Source organism: Flavobacterium sp. AC274, assembly GCF_979258275.1.
The window spans coordinates 1,925,466-1,944,252 of sequence record NZ_OZ409852.1; the positions used below are offsets into that span (position 1 = coordinate 1,925,466).

Here is an 18,787-nt window from a genome sequence, read left to right on the forward strand (position 1 = left end):
AAAACGATTATGAAAATATATAAAATAAATTTTAAAAGCGTAGCGCTTTGCGTTTTGCTTACTTTATCTGCTTCATGTAGTGAAGATTATTTAGATCGACCTACTCAGGATGGTTATGTAAGTGATAACTTTTATACATCAGATGAACAAGTTCAGCGTACTACTTATGGAATGTATGGAAGAATGTGGGCGCCATTTTTTACAAAATGTTTTTTTGCACTTTCAGAAATGTCTTCGGGAAATTGCTGGTCTAATGTTGACGGAAATGAAGTTATTCAGTTTAAATTAACTTCTGATAGTTATATATTATCAGATCCTTGGAGATCATGTTTTGGAGTTATTGCGCAATCAAATGATTTGATTAATAATTTAAATAATAATGCTAAAGCTGGTGTAAGCCCTGATGTAATTAAAAATACAATTGCAGAAGCGCATTTTTTCAGAGCAATTTCTTATTTCTATTTAGTTCGTTTATTTGGTCCTGTGCCAATTATTGAGGATAATTTAGCGCTTGCAAAAAATCCGTTGGTAAACAATAACAGAATTGAAGATGTATATAAATTTATTGAAAATGATTTAAAATATGCAGCAGCAAATCTTAAAGCAAAAGTTAGAGCCAGAGGCGCAAGTTCAGAAAATGTTTTTGTTTCTCAGGGAACTGCTGAAGCATTTTTGGCAAAGATTTATCTTTATCAAAAAGATTATCCAAATGCAAAAACAATGGCAGAAAAAGTAATTAATTCTGGCGAGTTTGCACTTGTACCAAATTATTCAGATTTATTTTTAACAAGCAAAAACAATAACGAAGAGTCTATTTATTCATGGCAATGGTCTGGTGCTGTAAATGAGTATCAGGCTGGGAATCCATCGAATGTTCAATATGGTTTGGAAATTTTAAACAATGCATCTTATGGAGCTGTTTACGTTCCTTCAAATGATATTCAGGAAGCATTTGAAACCGGAGATGTAAGAAGGAAAGAATCTTATATGATTTACGGTGACACATATCCTGGAATGCAAGGAGACGGCGTTGTTGGTTTCACCCTTGATAAAACAAAATATCCAAGCGCTTTGGATGCAACAGGTGCGGCAGTAAAAAAATATGTTGTAGGTGAGGCTACCGGAGAAACGGGACCTGCAGACAACTGGGCGTCTATGAGTAATTGTAATTATATCATGCGTTACGCTGATCTTTTATTAATTCATGCCGAAGCAATTATGGCAGGTGCAGATGAAACTAATAATGCTGCTGCAAAAGCATCTTACAATCTTGTTAGAAAAAGAGCAGGTTTGAGCGAATTAGATGCAAATACACCTTTGACACATACAGGTTTATTTCATGAAAGAAGAGTTGAATTTGCTTTTGAGGGAGAGTATTGGTATGATTTAGGCAGATTACCAAGAGCAGAGGCAATTGATATTATTTCGAAACAAGACAGAGGTTCGGATTATGAAGGAGTAAAACATTATACGCCGGTAGAAACAGATTTTATTTTTCCTAAACCAGCAAATGATGTTAGAAAAAATCCAAAATTAAAAGAAGCTCCGGTTCCTTATGTTTTTAAATAAACTTTAAAGAAAACAATTATGAAAAATCTAAAAAATATAATGTTGTTGAAGTTTTATTTTCTGGCTTCAATTTTAATTTTACTAAGTGCTTGCTCCAATGATGATGGAGGTTCATCAGGTACTTTAGCCGTTACCGGAATTAGCAAATCAGTTATTGATGATCCTTTAATAGAAGGTGACAGACAAGTTGATGTACCTACTGATGTCATTAATGCAGGAAATACGTATATTATTAGAGGTTCCGGTTTTGCAACCTTAAAATCGATCTCTTTTAATGGATTAGAATCTACTTTTAATCCAACTTTTGTTACTGATAATGCTATTGTAGTTAGTGTAGATCAAAAAACACCGTATTACAATGAAATGGACGAATTAAAAATCGTAACCAACATTGGTACATTAGTATATAATGTAAAAATAAGACCTCCATTTCCTAATATTAATGGTTTTCCAATTAACCCAAATCCAGGTGATATTATTACCATAACAGGAGAATATTTTCTTAGACCTGTAGTTAATTTTGGCACTACTACTGTAGAACCAATATCTTCTACTTTGACAGAAATTAAAGTTCAGGTTCCAAATGATATCCAATATAAAAACTTATCAATAACGAATGTTTCAGGAACTACTGTTGCATCACAATCTTTTGGAAGCGCTATTTACGATGATGCTTATACTTCGATAAAAGCATATGATGGTTTATGGAATGCTGCCGATGGTTATAATGTAGCTTATGATAAAGATGCTAAGCAAGGAACTAAAAGTATTCAATGGAAAGCTGGCGGATGGAATGGTTTGTATGTTGGTATCGACAAAACTAAGGTGGATATGACTAAATACAAGGGTATTAGGATTAATTTAAAAGGAGAAAAAACAGGAACAGCGAATATGATCGTAAACGGAAATTATGGCGCAACATTCAGTTTAGCATTCAAAACAGATTGGACTTATATTGAAATTCCTTTTAGTGCAGTGGGAAATCCAACAGAAATAACAGAAATTACGTTTCAGGAGTCTGGAAATTTTGGAGGAAATACAATTCTTATTGATGATTTTGGTTTTATCTTAAAATAATAATTTAAAAACTTTCTAATGATTTTCATTTATTGAATTGGAATCTTTTAGAAAGTGATTTAATATCAAAAATAAACTTATGAAAATAATATATAAAATTAAGCAAATTGCAATGTGTTTGTGTTTGGTTGCCATGGCGGCTTCATGCGACGATTCACTGCCGGATGTTGGTGGCGCAGAGCAGAATTATAATTCGGTTTACGGCTTACTAAAAGCAAATACGAATCTAAGTCTTTATTATAAAGCAATTGGATTAACAAAATTAGAGACAACATTAGATACCGCAGATAGTTTTACCTTTTTTGTACCAACAGATGCCGTATTTGAAGCATTTCTTGTAAAAAACGGTTATGTAAATACACTTGGTTATCCTGATATTAATCTCGTTCCTGTCGATGTTTTAAAACAAATCGTTTTAAGTCATGTTGTAAAAGGTGTCAAAAAACGAGTAGGAAAGTTAACAGGAGTTGAAGCAGATTATCTGGAAACCGGCCAATTAACAACATTGGCAAACCTCGCAAATTCAGATTTATACTTACTTGATGTAAAAGTTGAAGAAGGTGTTCTAAAAGTTAATGGTTCTGATAAAGCAGCAGTTGGTCTGGATTATTATGGAACAAATGGGTTTGTTCATGTTCTGGATAATGTCATTTCATTAATTCCTCCATCACCATCAATTACAAGTGTTTCGCAGGCTTTTGCTTCTCCTGGTGATGTTTTAATACTTAATGGAGCCAATTTTGTAAATGTAACTTCAGTGAAATTTGGAGAAGAAGAGGCTACATTCAAAACAGTTTCAAACTCAAAAATTGAGGTTACTGTTCCTGCTGATTTTGGATCTTATGCACTTATAAAGGTACAAACTGCTTTTGGTACCTCAAATACGGCCACTGTTGGAGTTAAATTTTTACTTTACGGAGATGATTTTTCAGGATCTGCAACACCAGAATCTTCTGGAGGCTGGGGAGGATCTTCTGATTTTCAAAGTACGGTAAAAGTAAGCAGAGGAACATATGCAATTGAAAAATATGCCGATGCATGGAGTGGTTTTAATATTGGATTCAATACGTTAAATATAGCTGATTATGGCTACTTAAAAATTTCTGTTTATCCAACCCAAAGTACTAAAATCTTAGTTTCATTAAATTCTGATTTTGCCGATGAGTTTGGGACAACCGTTACATTAACAGCCGGACAATGGAATAATATTTCTATTCCGTTCTCTGACTTGAAAACAGATAAAGTTGGCGCAACTTTTAATACGCTTTTTATTAAAGAATATTCCAACGGAATTACGGTAGATCCAGGAAATCCAAGCATTCTTTATTTTGATGATATAGGATTTTTATAAGATTATATATTTTGAGTTTTGTTTTAAGTATTCCCTAATCTACTCAATTAGGGAATACTTTTTTTATAGTATATTTTTAAATTCACTTATGATGAAAAGAATAATTTTAATATTCATATTAAGTATTTCATTTTTAGGCTTTAGCCAAGGGAATACACATACACAATCTGGAGGAAAATTTGAAGGTTTGGCCATGACTCCGCCAATGGGTTGGAATTCCTGGAATACTTTTGCAACCAATATTGATGAAAAACTGGTAAAAGAAACTGCTGATATAATGGTTTCTTCGGGAATGGCTGCTGCAGGTTATAATTATATTGTACTTGATGATGGCTGGATGACCAAAGAACGCGATGCTAACGGAGATTTGGTTCCAGATCCTGTAAAGTTTCCTAACGGAATGAAAGCTGTAATCGATTATGTTCACGGCAAAGGTTTAAAGTTTGGATTATACAATTGTGCAGGAACTCAAACCTGTGCCGGTTATCCCGGAACACGTGGATACGAATATCAGGATGCCCGTTTTTATGCCAAACTCGGAATAGACTTTTTAAAATACGATTGGTGTAATACAAAAGGAATTACCGCGCCAGAAGCATACACAACAATGAGCAATGCGCTTAAAACTGCCGGAAGACCAATTGTTTTCAGTCTTTGCGAATGGGGAGACAATCAGCCTTGGGAATGGGGAAAACCAGTTGGAAATCTCTGGAGAATCTCAGGTGATATATATCCTTGTTTTGATTGTGAATTCAAACATCCTGAAAATTGGTCATCCTGGGGATTTATGAAAATCGTCGAAATGCGAAAAGACATTCGTAAATATTCTGGCCCCGATCATTGGAACGATTTTGACATGATGGAAGTTGGAAACGAAATGAATGATACCGAAGATAAATCACATTTTGCTATGTGGTGCATGATGGCGTCTCCACTTGTTGCGGGAAATGATTTCAGAAAAATGTCAAAAGAAACATTGGCAATTTTGACTAATAAAGAATTAATAGCTGTCGATCAGGATAAATTAGGGATTCAGGGATTTAAATATTCTGCTGAAGATGGATTAGAAGTTTGGGTTAAACCTTTATCGGATGGAAATTGGGCTGTAACTTTCTTAAACAGAAGCGATGTTGCTAAAAAGATCAATTTCGATTGGAAAAAACATATTATTAAGGATGCAGATTTTGGTTATGAAGCCGATTTCAACAAGACAGTTTTTAAATTAAAAGATCTTTGGAAAAATAAAGAAATTGGAAACACAAAGAAAAATTTCGTTTCAGATCTTGTTGCTCACGATGTAATTACACTGAGATTAATTCCGTAAATCAATTATAATGAAATCAAAAACTAAATTTTTTACTTTTATTTTCTTGTTGATTTTTTGTTTTTCAAATGCACAATTTGTAAAAAAGCATGGTCAGCTTAGTGTTTCCGGAACACAGTTGGTCGATAAAAATAATAATCCGATTGTACTTCGAGGAATGAGTTTTGGCTGGCATAGCATGTGGCCAAGATTTTATAATGAAAAAGCAGTCGCGTGGCTTAAAAAAGATTTTAACTGCAATGTTGTTCGTGCCGCAATGGGTATAGAATTAGGGCAAATGTCTTATATGAAAGAGCCACAATTTTCAAAAGAAAAAATTGAAGCGGTTATTAAGGGAGCAATAAAATCAGATATATATGTAATTATTGACTGGCATAGTCATAATGTTAATTTAAAAGAAGCCAAAGAATTCTTTGCACAAATGTCTAAAAAATATGCAAAATACCCTAATGTAATTTATGAGATTTTTAATGAGCCCGATCATGAAACCTGGCCGGAAATTAAGGCTTACGCAGAAGAGGTAATTAAGGTAATAAGAGAAAATGACCCTAATAATATAATTTTGATTGGCTCGCCGCATTGGGATCAGGATGTTAATCTTCCGGCAGCAGATCCTATAAAAGGATACAATAATTTAATGTACACTATGCATTTTTATGCAGCTACGCACGGAAAAGAATTACGGGAAAAAACGGATGAAGCTATAAAAAGTGGATTGCCAATTTTCGTTTCAGAATCTGCAGGAATGGAGGCGACCGGCGATGGACCGTTAAATTATCAGGCATGGCAGGAATATATTGATTGGATGGAAGAACGTAAACTAAGCTGGATAACATGGTCTGTATCTGATAAAGATGAAACTTGTTCTATCCTGAATAAATCAGCGAAGTCTGAAGGAAAATGGAAAAAAGAAGATTTAAAAGAATCCGGAATTAAAGTTCGCGAGTTTTTAAGAAGGTACAATTCGCAAGAATAGTTTCTGTATATTATTTTATAATTAAAGCCTGTTCATTTTTGAGCAGGCTTTTTTGTTTGTCTTTTGTTTATAAATAACATTCATAAAGCATTTTTTGGAGTTTAAGGCTGAATTTATTTTGTAAGAATTTTGAATTAAAAAAAATAACCGATAAAGCTTCGGTTTCAGGGAGTATTATTTTTCTTTTATTTTAATTAAAAATCAAACACCCCTATTTTTTATGGGGTGTAATAGTTTTTGTTTCTTTTTGTAGATGTTTTTTGGTTGTTTATGGCTTCAATTTTGTTGTTGACCATGTTTTTTTAATGGATTTTTACTAAAAACCGTTATTGAATTTTCAAAAATAAATCTTTATAAATGTCAAATCACGATTATTGTTAAAATAATTTTTGTAATCCATAATTCTTTATCTAAAACGTCAAAAAAACAGATATCAATTCTTTTACTCATACAAAAGTTAATAAATTCGCTAATGAAAATGAAGAGGTTTTAAAGGGGAAAAAGAGGTTTTAGAAGTGGCTTATAGTATTACATACATATATAAAGATTTAACTAACCAGAATCAATTATTAACTAAAACCAATTTAAAAATGAAAAAAGCTTTTCACATTTTAGCCGCGATGTTAACCAGTTCTTTTGCTTTTGCACAAGACGAAACTGAAACAGCTACATCACCTGCAACGACCTGGGGAGGATCTGCAGATGCATATTATAAGTATGATTTTTCAAAACAAATGAATGGATTAACGAGCTTTACCAACTCACAAGATTCATTCGAATTAGGAATGGCTTCTGTTGAAGCATCACACACATTTGGTAAAGCTTCTGTTTTCGTCGATTTAGGTTTCGGAAAAAGAGCAGGAGAGTTTTCATATAATGAAACAACAGATAAAGATATTAACGCAAAATTTTTAATTAAACAATTATATTTTACATATCAGATTACAGAAGAATTTAAAGTAGTAGCCGGTAGTTTTGGTACACATATAGGTTATGAAGTATTAGATGCAGTAGATAATAAAAACTATAGCATGTCTTATGCATTTTCATATGGGCCATTCTTTAATACTGGGGTGAAAGCACAATATACCGCAGGAAAATTTACGGCAATGCTTGGAATAACAAATCCAACTGATTTTAAATCAGCAATGGATGCCGGTTCAAGTCAAAAAACATATATAGGACAATTGGGTTATATAGGAGAAACAGGAAGTGCTTATCTGAATTTTACAACAGGCAGTACTAACCCTACGCCGGGAAGTTTAGTTGTGCCATCTGATGAAAATAAAACTCAGTTTGATTTAACCGCTTCAAAAACAATAAGTGATAGTTTCGGTCTTGGTTTTAATGCAACGTATGCCAAAACTAAAAATGATTTTGACAGTACTTTAGATGGAGAATGGTTTTCATTAGTAGGATATGCTAATTATTCATTTAAACCATCTTTGCTTTTAGCATACAGAATAGAATATTTTGATGCTAAAGATGCTGCCCCAAGTTTAGGAACATTAGCAGGAACTAGCGTTTTTGCAAACACGGTTTCATTGAATTATAAAGTTGGAAAACTAACAATAATTCCTGAGTTAAGATACGATGCTTCATCAGAAGATATCTTTTTAGATAAAGATGCTTTGCCAACAGGAGGCTCATTCTATGCTCTAATTGCTACAACATACTCTTTCTAGAGATAAAGATTGATATTTTTTTTTTTTTGGAGCTGTCGAAACATACTATGTTTTGGCAGCTTTTTTATTTATGCTTGTTTTTTTCTGCAAATTAAAGGATTAGAAAGATGCTGATTTTTGTGTTGAATTTTTTCAACAGATTAAATGATTGAAAAGATTGTCTTCTTTGTGTTGAGTTTTTTTACCAAGACTGGAGATAGCACACTAGAGAAGCAATTTCCTTATTTTTTTTCTAATTTAAACTAAGCGGATAGTATTTAATGTGTGACAAAATTTCCGCATTATAAATTCGTGAAAATTAGTGTAATTCGTGGCGAACTTCTAGCAAACAAAAAAAGGCGTTTCTAAATTTAGAAATGCCTTTTTTATATTTTATAATGATGATGTATTATTGAAGCTGTTTTTTATAAATCGAATAAATCGTGTCAATCGTTTTTCGGTCTAAAACAGCTGTTGCATCCGTTTGAATATAATGTAATTTAAAAGCCTGAATTGCTGCAGTAAGATTCTTAGTATTATAACCAATAATGCGTAAAGCAGGTTCAATTTTAAAATCAAAAGGAGCTTCTTCCAAAATTTCGTCTGGCCAGATTCCAAAGCCTTTTTCTGCTAAGGTTTTCCATGGAAACAACGCACTAGGATCTTGTTTTCTTCCGGGAGCAATATCAGCATGACCTAAAATATTTTGAGTTGGTATATTGTAATCTTTTTTCAGTTTTGTCAAAAGCGCAACTAAACTGCTTATTTGTGCTTCAGTAAAAGGTTTAAAACCATTATTGTCAAGCTCAATACCAATAGAACTGGAGTTTAAATCTGTATTTTTCCCCCAGGTTGATGCTCCGGCATGCCATGCTCTTAAATAGTCATTTAGCATTTGCACTACTTTTCCATTTTCAGAAATAATATAATGTGCGCTAACCTGTGTTTTAGTTTTTGTAAAAGTGTTTATAGTTTGCTGTACAGAATCTTGAGCGGTGTGATGAATAATAATAAAACTTGGTTTCCTTAAATTAAAATTTACAGTACCAATCCATTCTGTGTTTATACCATTCAATAAAGCAGTTGATCCTGTTTTTGATAAGGTGTCTTTTATAATGCCTAATTGCTGTGCGTAAGTAGTGTCAATAACTACAGGGCTAACAGCAGGTATTGGCTGAGCTTCTTTACTTGTAATTTGATTTTCTAAAGTTTTAAGCTGTTGGTCGTAGGCTTTTTCAGTAGTTTTATAAGGATTTGTAGAGCAAGAAGTAATAATAATTGCTAAAATCAGATAACAAAAATGTTTTTTTGCCATGGTTTTATTATTTTTAAAGATATAGTTAAAACAATTATTCTTCTGTTTTTATTGCCTCTGTTTCTTTTTTGTCGTCTTTGATTTCTTTAGAATCTTTTTTCTTTTTCGACTTTGATTTTTTTACCTCTTTGAAATTTTCCATGAAGTATGTATATTTTTCAATCTGATCAGGATTTAGAAAAGCAGTTACTTTTTTAGTAGTACTTTCTCTTAAAGCCTTCATTTGCTCCATTTTCTCATCTTGGCTACTGCTTTCGTTTTTCAAAAGAATTCCTTGTTCTCTCATACTGTCAGCAAATACATTTGTAATTGCAATAGCCTGTAGCTCATCAAGATTTACTTCGGGTTTCATTTGTTCAACAATTTTGGCAGCTGTTTCTTCAGGAGGAACTTCTTTAGGTTTGCTTGTGTTTCCCTGAGGTCCTTGCATCATACTTCTGTCCATTCCCATTCCGCCACCTCTGCCGTAACCACCACCACTACCATAACCATTATTGTATCCCCCGTTTCCGTATTGAGCAGAAACAGAATTAATACATAATAAGGTGAAAACTAAAAGAAATAAAGATTGGATAGATTTCATAAATGGTTTTTTCTAAAATTAGCGAATGAATACTGTAAATTTAAGCAGGTTCTCCGTATAAATCAAATTCTGTAGCTTCAATTATCCTTATATTAACAAATTCACCTGTTTTTACGTAATGTTTTGATGCATCTATTAAAACTTCATTATCAACGTCCGGGCTATCAAACTCTGTTCTTCCCACAAAATGGGCACCTTCTTTTCTGTCAATAATACATTTAAATACCTGTCCAACTTTTTCCTGATTCAAATCCCATGAAATTTGTGATTGTAATTCCATAATTTCATTGGCTCTGGCTTGTTTCACATCGGCAGGAACATCATCTTCAAGTAAATAAGCATGAGTATTTTCTTCGTGAGAATAAGCGAAACAACCCATTCTGTCAAATTTCATTTCCTGAACAAAATCTTTCAAAATTTCAAAATCTTCCTGAGTTTCTCCAGGATATCCAACAATCAAAGTAGTTCTAATTGCCATTCCCGGAACTGCAGCACGAAAATCTTTCAATAATTGAGTTGTTTTTGCCTGAGTTGTACCACGACGCATCGATTTTAAAATAGAATCAGAAATATGCTGTAATGGAATATCAATATAATTACAAATTTTTGGTTCGCGTTTCATTAATTCCAAAACGTCCATCGGAAAGCCGGTAGGGTAGGCGTAGTGCAAACGAATCCACTCAATACCTTCCACTTTTGCTAATTCTTCTAAAAGCTCAGCAAGATTTCTTTTTTTATAAATATCAAGACCGTAATAAGTTAAGTCCTGCGCTATTAAAATTAATTCTTTAACGCCATTTTTAGCTAAGCCTTGAGCTTCTTTTACTAATTTTTCAATTGGTTGAGAAACGTGAGTACCTCTCATTAAAGGAATTGCACAAAAACTGCACGGTCTGTCACAGCCTTCGGCAATTTTCAAATAAGCGTAATTTTTTGGAGTTGTAGTTAAACGTTCTCCTAATAATTCATGTTTATAGTCAGCTCCTAAAGCTTTCAATAGTTGAGGTAATTCTGTTGTACCAAAATATTGATCTACATTCGGAATTTCTTTTTCTAAATCGGGTCTGTAACGTTCAGATAAACATCCGGTTACGAAAACTTTATCAACTAAGCCTTTGTCTTTTTTATCAGCGTATTCCAAAATCATATTTACTGATTCAGCTTTTGCATTATCAATAAATCCACAAGTGTTAATTACAATGATATTTCCTTCTTCTGCAGCTGGTGCCTCGTGTTGTACTTCTTTTCCATTCGCACGAAGCTGTCCCATAAGCACTTCGCTATCATATACATTCTTCGAACACCCAAGAGTGATTACGTTAATTTTGTTCTTTTTTAAAGACTTGGTTCTCATACTTTTATAAATTGGAGTGCAAAATTACACTTTTTTATTCAAACACCACTTGTTTCGGTTTGTTTTACATGTTTTTTATGAAGCTAATCTCCCGAAAACTTCGGGATCCGTTATATCCTTTGTGGCGAACACCAACATAAAAGGATGTCACTTCCAACACAGCTAAAAAAAACCGTCAAGTAAGAACCTGACGGAAAATTTATAAATATAAGGAATTACTTATTTAAAGTTTTTTCTGAACATAGAAATATGCAAATTAAACTGAATATAATAAATGTAATGTTTACTGCAATATGTTCAAAATATGACATCTCGTTAAAAACTCCTCCGCAAGAGCATCCTTTGTAAAATGAAAAGTTGTTTAAGACAACCAAATATATTGTGAAAGTTAGCATTAATAATAAAGACCCATAAAAACCTATAATATATTTCTCTGAAATAAGAAGTAAAATAGTTATGATTTCTACTATTGGTACAAAATATAATAAAAAGTTGATTTGATATTCCTCTATCAAAGTTGACTTCATTAAGGTTTTTCTAAAAAGATCTAAATCAATTAGTTTGTGATACGTTGTGTATGAAAATAAAAATATTAGAATTAGCCTTAGAGATTGTAATATTATCTTTTTCATTTTATATTATATATATTTAAATTTTCTTCAAAAAGCACATATAACTTATTGTTATGTATTAGGATAGATCTTGGTGCTGAATTATTGTAATCAACAATTTTGATACTGCTTATATAATTGTTATTGTTTATGTCGTAAATATCGATAAAACATTGATTTGTTTTATTCCATTTAGTTGATTGATCTGTTAAAATATAAAACATATCATTTTCGTCTAAATAACCATATAAATTTGGATTTAAGTTGTTTGGGTCCACCATTAGATCTGCTTTTTTATTAGTATACCTAAAGTTAAAATCAGTTGGATTATAAATAAGATCTAATTTCTTTTTATAATTGAACTCATTATCAAAAACATAGATCCTGTTAGTTGAATAAGGTAGCATTATAGTGTATTTATCGTTTTCATAGTACACACCATCTAGTGAAATCCCAGTGTTCTTGTATTTAGTAAAGTAATCATCTTGTATGTTTATTGTAGATATACTTTTTGTTTTTAGATTAAATTTTTCAAAAAAGATTTCATAATTGTCATTCCATCCGGAAACCAATAAGTTCGAATCTCTTTTAGAAATTCTCGAAAATTTTTTTATAAACTGTTTTATTGCTTGTTTTGGATTCTAGATTGAAATTTATAATAGATTTTCCTGCTTTATCTATATATGATATATTGTTGCCTTCAAGATAGTAGTTATTAATAATTATAGTTTCTAATTTTGGATTTAAGTCAATTTCTTTTTCAAATTTATAATTTTTTAAATTTAATGAAAAAAGCTTCCCTTGGTTATTATTAGTCCAGCTAACAAAATATAGTTGATCATTTTTATATTTCATTAAACTTAATTTTTTATCTAAAATGATAGATTTACTTAAAACAATAGATTGTTTGTATATTCTATCTTTGTTAAAAGTTAATTGATTTTCATCCCTATTTAATATATAAAATAAAAAGATAGTCAGGATAGAAATTCCTAATATTATTATGATTTTAAAAAATTTCGATTTCATGTTTTTTGTTTAATTAATAAAAAAGGCTGTTTTTTTAACAGCCTTTAGGAATTTTAACCAAAGTTTAGAGATGTGCTTGAGCAACAAACTCTTGTTCCGCCACCACATCCTTCTGCGCAATCATCTTGATCGCGTTGTGTTGTTAGAGTGCGATCTGACGTTGTTGATTGAGCAAAACTTGCAAATGTTACTGCAGTAATTGCAAAGATTGAAAATAAAATTATTTTTCTCATAGCTTTATTTATCCTCTACACATTGATGTGCTTAAAAGGCTGTAAGGATTTTTTTTAGTTAATTCCAGCCTCATACTTTGTAGTAAGTATATTACGAAAATATAAAAAAATATAAGAAAATATACGTTAATTATTATATAATATAAATAAAAAAACCACTTAAATAGTTAAGTGGTTTAAAATCATCTATTTGTTATTAATTACAATTCAAATAATAAAGTCAAAGAGACATTATTTAGTTTCGATTTAATATTGGCGCCATCAGTAAATCCTGTGGCAAAAAATCCCTGATTTGTTTTTCTTTCAGCATAAGAATATGCTAAATCTAATTTTGTGCCACCAAAACTATATCCTAAACCGCCAGAATAGCTGTTTAAATCTCCAATAGTAGTTCCGTTTTTATATGGGCTTTCTTCAAATCGATATCCGCCTCTTAAGCTTAATCTCTTTATTTTATATTCTGCACCAATTCTCAATTCACCATTATTGGTCAATTGGTTGCTTATGTCGTTATTTACGCCTCTAAAACCGGCATCATTTGTTGGTTTGAATTTTGTGTTTCCGTAATCTTTAATAGAATAATCAATACTAATTAATCCTGATTTTCCAAATACATACGCACCGCTAAAAGTGAATTTTCCCGGAGTTTGTAAGGTGTAAGATTCATAAACATTTACAACATTAGGATCTACATCTTCATAAAGTTCAGGTCCTCCGTTAGCTTGTCTTGTTGTGTGTAGGCTTTGGTAAGTTTCGTCATAAAGTTCATACCAGGTATTAGATTCGTAGGCTAAACCAAGTCTAAATGCTTCTGTAACTTTGGCGATAGCACCTAGTTGAAAAGAGAATCCGTTTCCGTAAGTATATAAGTTATTGTTGAATCTTAAATTAGATATAGTTGCAGTTGACTGTAACGGATTATTGTTATCTTCATAAAAGCTGCTTGATCTCGTATAATCTGTGATATGTACATTTAAGTTTGCTCCAAGAAAAATTCTGTCTTTATAAGAAGTTGCAATGTTGAAACTTAATTTACTGTTATATCCTCTTGTATAAACTTCATTCTCGTGATAGTAATTACCGCCGGCAGGGACATTTGAAGTATATTGTGTATTGTTGTCATTGTTGGCTAAAGGGTTTATAACATATCCTTCATACCCAAAATGAGCTTGTTGCTCATCATAGAATTGATCTATATATGGAATGTTTCTAATGTCTCCCAAAGAAATTCCATTAGCGTAAGTTAAAAAATATTGATCAACAGAATTTGTTGGATTAGTTCCTGCTGAAAAAATATTGTTATTGAAGTTGTTAGTGTTTTCGTAAGAAGCCCCAATAGCAATTTTATTCCATCCGTTTTTTGGATTCCTGTCATGAAAAACAAATACACCTCCGGCCTGATTCAGGATAAAAGAATTATCCTTGTCGCTTGTTTGAGTTCCAAAGTAATTAGAATTATTTTTATTGTTCTGATTGCTGAAAGTTACCGCCATCTGATTATTTGAAAACACAGCAGATCCTGCAGGGTTTACGGAAAGAGAAGATAAATCTCCGCCAACAGCTCCAAAAGCACCACTCATGGCTCTAAATCTGGCAGTTCCGGTCAAATTGTCCTGAGCATAGCGTACGGCATCTGAAACTTCTTGAGAATGTGAGACGCTAAAAGTTAGTCCTGATAGAATTAGGAATAATATTTTTTTCATTTGATTAGGTGTTAAAATGATTTAAAGATTGAAACAGTAGAGGAATTATCTTCTTCCTCCACCGCCACCGCCGTAAGATCTTCCACCGCCGCCACCGCCGCCTGATGATCTCATGCTTCCGCCGCCGCCACTGTTGTAAGAACGTGAAGAACTGCTGCTTGGTGTTGAATAACTTCTTGATGAGTTATTGCTGCTGTTGTTATAGCTTCTGCTAGTTGAGTTGCCTGATCCTCTGTTTGAGTAATCGTAACTACTATTTCTGGAAGAGTTGTTTCTGTTTGTAAAAGTAGGGCTTGTTGTTCTACTATTTACAGAAGAACCTCTTCTGTAATCAGAATAGCTGCTTTGTCTGTTTGTGTTGTAACTATTTCTGTTAGTAGTATAGCTTCTGTTTGAATAGCCTCTATTGGAATAACTTCTGTCTGTGTAGCTTCTGTTAGAATATCCTCTTGAAGTGTAATTTCTGTTATAAGCATAATTTCTTCCTCCATAGTAAGCAGCAGATCCTCTTCTTCCATAATTATAGGCGTAGTTGTTATAACGGTATCCGTAACCACCTCCCCAGTATCCAGGATATCCCCATCCAGGTCCCCAATATCCTGGATAACCCCAGGTGTATCCAGGGTATCCCCAGTAGCCACCACCATAACCCCATCCATAATAAGGGTATCCTAATCCAAAGCCAAAACCTATTGACCAGGTTGGGTCAGAATAATAGTTAACGGCAACTTCAGTATTACCGCTTCCCCATGCAGGATATGCATTCGTAGTTACAGCAGTTTGTGTGCTGTCATTTTCGGCATAATTGCCATAAGAATCTACATCGGTAAAAATTTCGGTCGGCTGATCGTCGTCTTGCAATGATTTAAAGTATTCTTTATATTGATTGTTGGTACCTGTGGTATTTGTTTGAGCATACGTTCTTGATGAACCACCATATACTCCGTCATTGTCATTATATGAAGTATTTTGGTAAGAACCACACGATGCTGCTAGAAAACTCAATAATCCAATTAAATAGAAATGAGCTGAGTTTTGGCGAAGAGAAATAGAAGTTTTCATATCTGTGGTGTTTTTTATTGTTGCACATTACAAAAATAGTTAGTTTTGTCAAACTATTTAGTTAAAATTATTAAAACAAAATTTGTGCCAAACTATTCAATATGAGTAAGAACCTCACTACAAGATCAGAAGATTATTCGAAATGGTATAACGAACTGGTTGTAAAAGCAGATTTAGCCGAAAATTCAGGCGTTAGAGGATGTATGGTTATTAAACCATACGGATATGCGATTTGGGAAAAAATGCAGGCTGAGCTGGACAGGATGTTTAAAGAAACAGGACATCAAAACGCGTACTTCCCTTTATTTGTGCCTAAAAGCATGTTTGAGGCTGAAGAAAAAAATGCAGAGGGATTTGCAAAAGAATGCGCCATTGTAACACATTATAGATTAAAAAATGATCCGGACAAACCCGGAAAATTAATGGTTGATCCAAATGCCAAGCTGGAGGAAGAACTTATTGTTCGTCCAACGAGTGAGGCAATTATTTGGTCTACTTATAAAGGATGGGTTCAATCCTACAGAGATTTACCTTTATTGATTAATCAATGGGCAAATGTAGTGCGTTGGGAAATGCGTACACGTTTGTTTTTAAGAACGGCTGAATTTTTATGGCAGGAAGGACATACAGCGCATGCCACAAAAGTAGAAGCGGTAGAAGAATCTGAAAAAATGATGAATGTTTATGCTGATTTTGCAGAGAATTTTATGGCGATTCCGGTTGTAAAAGGTATTAAAACCGAAACAGAACGTTTTGCAGGTGCTGATGAAACCTATTGTATTGAAGCATTAATGCAGGATGGAAAAGCATTGCAAGCGGGAACCTCTCACTTTTTAGGTCAAAACTTTGCAAAAGCATTTGATGTAAAGTTTGCTAATGCAGAAGGAAAACAAGAACATGTGTGGGGAACTTCCTGGGGAGTTTCTACCCGATTAATGGGAGCGTTGGTTATGACGCATTCTGATGATCAGGGATTAGTGTTGCCTCCAAATTTGGCACCTATACAAGTTGTTATTGTGCCAATCTATAAAACAGATGAACAATTAGCAGAAATTACCGCTGCAGTTAATGATTTGACTGCTAAGTTGAAAAAGTTAAAGATTTCAGTTAAATATGATGACAGAACAACTCAAAAACCAGGATTTAAGTTTGCTGAATGGGAATTAAAAGGAGTTCCTGTTAGAATTGCTGTTGGTCCAAAAGATTTAGAAAACGGAACTTTTGAAGTGGCAAGACGTGATACCTTGACAAAAGAAGTAGTTCCTGCAGAAGGAATCGTTACTTATATAAATGACCTTTTAGAGCAGATTCAAACAGATCTGTTTAATAAAGCATTAGACTATCGTAATACACATATTACAGAAGTAAATAGTTTTGAGGAGTTTAAAGAGATTTTAGATGGAAAAGGTGGTTTTGTATCGGCTCATTGGGATGGTACGGCAGCTACTGAAGAAAAAATAAAAGACCTGACAAAAGCAACGATTCGTTGTATACCTTTGGATAGTATCGAGGAGGCCGGAACCTGTGTGTTTACTGGTAATCCTTCTACTAGAAGAGTGCTGTTTGCTAAGGCATATTAAAAATTTTTAATTTTTTTTGCATCAGGTATTGTACATCTTAAAAATAGTTGTATTTTTGCATCCGCATTAGAGAAGCAGGCCCGTTCGTCTATCGGTTAGGACGCATGGTTTTCATCCATGTAAGAGCGGTTCGATTCCGCTACGGGCTACTACTTTTTTACTGTAAATTGTTCTTAAAATACTGAGAATTAAAATGGCCCGTTCGTCTATCGGTTAGGACGCATGGTTTTCATCCATGTAAGAGCGGTTCGATTCCGCTACGGGCTACAAAATACCTCTATTTAAATATAGAAAAACTTAGAAGGATATGGTCTGTTCGTCTAGGGGTTAGGACTCCAGGCTTTCGTCCTGGTAACAGGGGTTCGATTCCCTTACAGACTACTAAAATTAGTTGTGAATAAGTTTTGTAAAATAAAAATTGGTGTCTCGGTTTTTGTTTTATTAGTTAAAACCAAAGTGATTGTTTTGCAATTGTGGGAGGTTTTTCTTTTTTAACTAGTATCTATAATAATTATTACATCTAAAATTAAAACAAAATGGCAAATCATAAGTCAGCATTAAAAAGAATCAGAAGTAACGAAAAAAGAAGAGTTCTTAACAGATATCAACATAAAACTACTCGTAATGCTATTAAAGCATTAAGATTAGCTACTGATAAATCTGATGCTGCTTCAAAATTATCAACTGTAATCTCTATGATTGATAAATTAGCTAAAAAGAACATCATTCATGATAATAAAGCTTCTAACTTGAAGTCTAAATTAACTAAACATGTTGCTAAATTGTAATTAATTGCAATTTCCTAAAAATATAAAAAATCCTCTTTTAGAGGATTTTTTTGTTTGAATGAACTTGAATTTTATAAATTTTCAATAAAAAAATTCAAGTTCCAATATTTCTGTAGAAGTATTTGATTTTTTTGATTTTTGATTATACGTTTTTAAAGCTCCATTTTCTTTTTTAAATATTCTAACATCGGCTTTGTAATTGGTTTTGAAAGAAAATCTATTATTATAGGGTATTTTTTGGCTTTGGCAAGATCGTGAGGATCAATTGTAGAAGACAAGACAATAACTTTTGCAGTATTAAATTCAGAATAAGCCTTAGAGGTAAAGTGGTCTAAAAATTCCCAGCCACCCATCACCGGCATATTTAAGTCTAAAAAAATTAATTCCGGTTTTTTGCTTACCTTGTTTTTGTTATTGTATTTTAATGTGTTGAAATGATGTAATGCTTCTTCGCCATTTGGAGCAGTAATGATTTCTTTAGAAAAAGAAGATTTCGCAATCACTTTTTTGCATAGCATTAGTGTGATAGGGTCGTCATCAATACATAAAATTTGCTCAAGCATAATAA

The 18,787-nt window shown here is 32.8% G+C and carries 17 protein-coding genes and 3 tRNA genes; 11 read left to right on the forward strand and 9 right to left on the reverse strand.

Going from position 1 to position 18,787, the window contains the following annotated elements; translation table 11 throughout:
* The first annotated feature begins 9 nt into the window (after positions 1 to 9).
* From ACZZZT_RS09070 to ACZZZT_RS09095, 6 genes are all read left to right on the forward strand, one after another.
* The gene (locus ACZZZT_RS09070) at positions 10 to 1,569 is read left to right on the forward strand and encodes a RagB/SusD family nutrient uptake outer membrane protein (RefSeq protein ID WP_463460124.1); all 1,560 of its coding nucleotides are present in this window, start codon (positions 10 to 12) and stop codon (positions 1,567 to 1,569) included.
* Between the two features lie 18 nt (positions 1,570 to 1,587).
* A complete protein-coding gene (locus tag ACZZZT_RS09075; protein ID WP_463460125.1) occupies positions 1,588 to 2,646 on the forward strand; it encodes an IPT/TIG domain-containing protein in 1,059 nt (352 codons plus the stop codon).
* 79 nt (positions 2,647 to 2,725) lie between these two features.
* The gene (locus ACZZZT_RS09080; protein WP_463460126.1) at positions 2,726 to 3,997 is read left to right on the forward strand and encodes a fasciclin domain-containing protein; all 1,272 of its coding nucleotides are present in this window, start codon (positions 2,726 to 2,728) and stop codon (positions 3,995 to 3,997) included.
* A gap of 88 nt (positions 3,998 to 4,085) precedes the next feature.
* On the forward strand, positions 4,086 to 5,321 hold the full coding sequence (locus ACZZZT_RS09085) for a glycoside hydrolase family 27 protein (RefSeq protein ID WP_463460127.1): 1,236 nt from the start codon (positions 4,086 to 4,088) through the stop codon (positions 5,319 to 5,321).
* A gap of 10 nt (positions 5,322 to 5,331) precedes the next feature.
* Positions 5,332 to 6,297 (forward strand): glycoside hydrolase family 5 protein, encoded by a 966-nt coding sequence (locus ACZZZT_RS09090; RefSeq protein ID WP_463460128.1) that lies wholly within the window; start codon positions 5,332 to 5,334, stop codon positions 6,295 to 6,297.
* A 590-nt stretch (positions 6,298 to 6,887) separates the two neighbouring features.
* Entirely contained in the window at positions 6,888 to 7,982 is a 1,095-nt protein-coding gene (locus ACZZZT_RS09095; protein WP_302097191.1) for an outer membrane beta-barrel protein, read from the forward strand.
* A 388-nt stretch (positions 7,983 to 8,370) separates the two neighbouring features.
* Here ACZZZT_RS09095 and ACZZZT_RS09100 read toward each other — a convergent pair whose 3' ends face one another.
* The 8 genes from ACZZZT_RS09100 to ACZZZT_RS09135 all read right to left on the reverse strand — a co-directional run bounded on the left by ACZZZT_RS09100 (position 8,371) and on the right by ACZZZT_RS09135 (position 15,851).
* A complete protein-coding gene (locus ACZZZT_RS09100; protein ID WP_302097190.1) occupies positions 8,371 to 9,276 on the reverse strand; it encodes an N-acetylmuramoyl-L-alanine amidase in 906 nt (301 codons plus the stop codon).
* Between the two features lie 34 nt (positions 9,277 to 9,310).
* Entirely contained in the window at positions 9,311 to 9,859 is a 549-nt protein-coding gene (locus tag ACZZZT_RS09105) for a hypothetical protein (RefSeq protein ID WP_463460129.1), read from the reverse strand.
* Positions 9,860 to 9,899: 40 nt separating this feature from the next.
* Positions 9,900 to 11,213 (reverse strand): 30S ribosomal protein S12 methylthiotransferase RimO, encoded by a 1,314-nt coding sequence (rimO, locus tag ACZZZT_RS09110; protein WP_042564688.1) that lies wholly within the window; start codon positions 11,211 to 11,213, stop codon positions 9,900 to 9,902.
* 215 nt (positions 11,214 to 11,428) lie between these two features.
* Positions 11,429 to 11,845 (reverse strand): MauE/DoxX family redox-associated membrane protein, encoded by a 417-nt coding sequence (locus ACZZZT_RS09115; protein ID WP_463460130.1) that lies wholly within the window; start codon positions 11,843 to 11,845, stop codon positions 11,429 to 11,431.
* Complete coding sequence (locus ACZZZT_RS09120) at positions 11,842 to 12,231, reverse strand: hypothetical protein (RefSeq protein WP_463460131.1); 390 nt, start codon at positions 12,229 to 12,231, stop codon at positions 11,842 to 11,844. The genes ACZZZT_RS09115 and ACZZZT_RS09120 overlap by 4 nt, the downstream gene beginning before the upstream one ends.
* Before the next feature lie 181 nt (positions 12,232 to 12,412).
* Complete coding sequence (locus tag ACZZZT_RS09125; RefSeq protein WP_463460132.1) at positions 12,413 to 12,853, reverse strand: hypothetical protein; 441 nt, start codon at positions 12,851 to 12,853, stop codon at positions 12,413 to 12,415.
* Between the two features lie 433 nt (positions 12,854 to 13,286).
* On the reverse strand, positions 13,287 to 14,789 hold the full coding sequence (locus ACZZZT_RS09130) for an OmpP1/FadL family transporter (RefSeq protein ID WP_463460133.1): 1,503 nt from the start codon (positions 14,787 to 14,789) through the stop codon (positions 13,287 to 13,289).
* 45 nt (positions 14,790 to 14,834) lie between these two features.
* Entirely contained in the window at positions 14,835 to 15,851 is a 1,017-nt protein-coding gene (locus ACZZZT_RS09135; protein WP_463460134.1) for a hypothetical protein, read from the reverse strand.
* A gap of 101 nt (positions 15,852 to 15,952) precedes the next feature.
* Here ACZZZT_RS09135 and proS point away from each other — a divergent pair, with 101 nt between their 5' ends.
* The 5 genes from proS (at position 15,953) to rpsT (ending at position 18,219) form a co-directional block, all read left to right on the forward strand.
* Entirely contained in the window at positions 15,953 to 17,431 is a 1,479-nt protein-coding gene (gene proS / locus ACZZZT_RS09140) for a proline--tRNA ligase (RefSeq protein ID WP_463460135.1), read from the forward strand.
* 77 nt (positions 17,432 to 17,508) lie between these two features.
* A tRNA-Glu gene (locus ACZZZT_RS09145) sits at positions 17,509 to 17,580 on the forward strand.
* A gap of 46 nt (positions 17,581 to 17,626) precedes the next feature.
* A tRNA-Glu gene (locus ACZZZT_RS09150) sits at positions 17,627 to 17,698 on the forward strand.
* A gap of 42 nt (positions 17,699 to 17,740) precedes the next feature.
* Positions 17,741 to 17,812: transfer RNA gene (locus ACZZZT_RS09155), tRNA-Glu, on the forward strand.
* Positions 17,813 to 17,967: 155 nt separating this feature from the next.
* Complete coding sequence (rpsT, locus tag ACZZZT_RS09160; protein WP_041517133.1) at positions 17,968 to 18,219, forward strand: 30S ribosomal protein S20; 252 nt, start codon at positions 17,968 to 17,970, stop codon at positions 18,217 to 18,219.
* Between the two features lie 152 nt (positions 18,220 to 18,371).
* Here the strand turns inward: rpsT and ACZZZT_RS09165 are convergent, their stop codons facing one another.
* Positions 18,372 to 18,782, reverse strand: a complete 411-nt coding sequence (locus ACZZZT_RS09165) for a response regulator (RefSeq protein ID WP_042564684.1) — start codon at positions 18,780 to 18,782, stop codon at positions 18,372 to 18,374.
* Positions 18,783 to 18,787 lie beyond the last annotated feature (5 nt).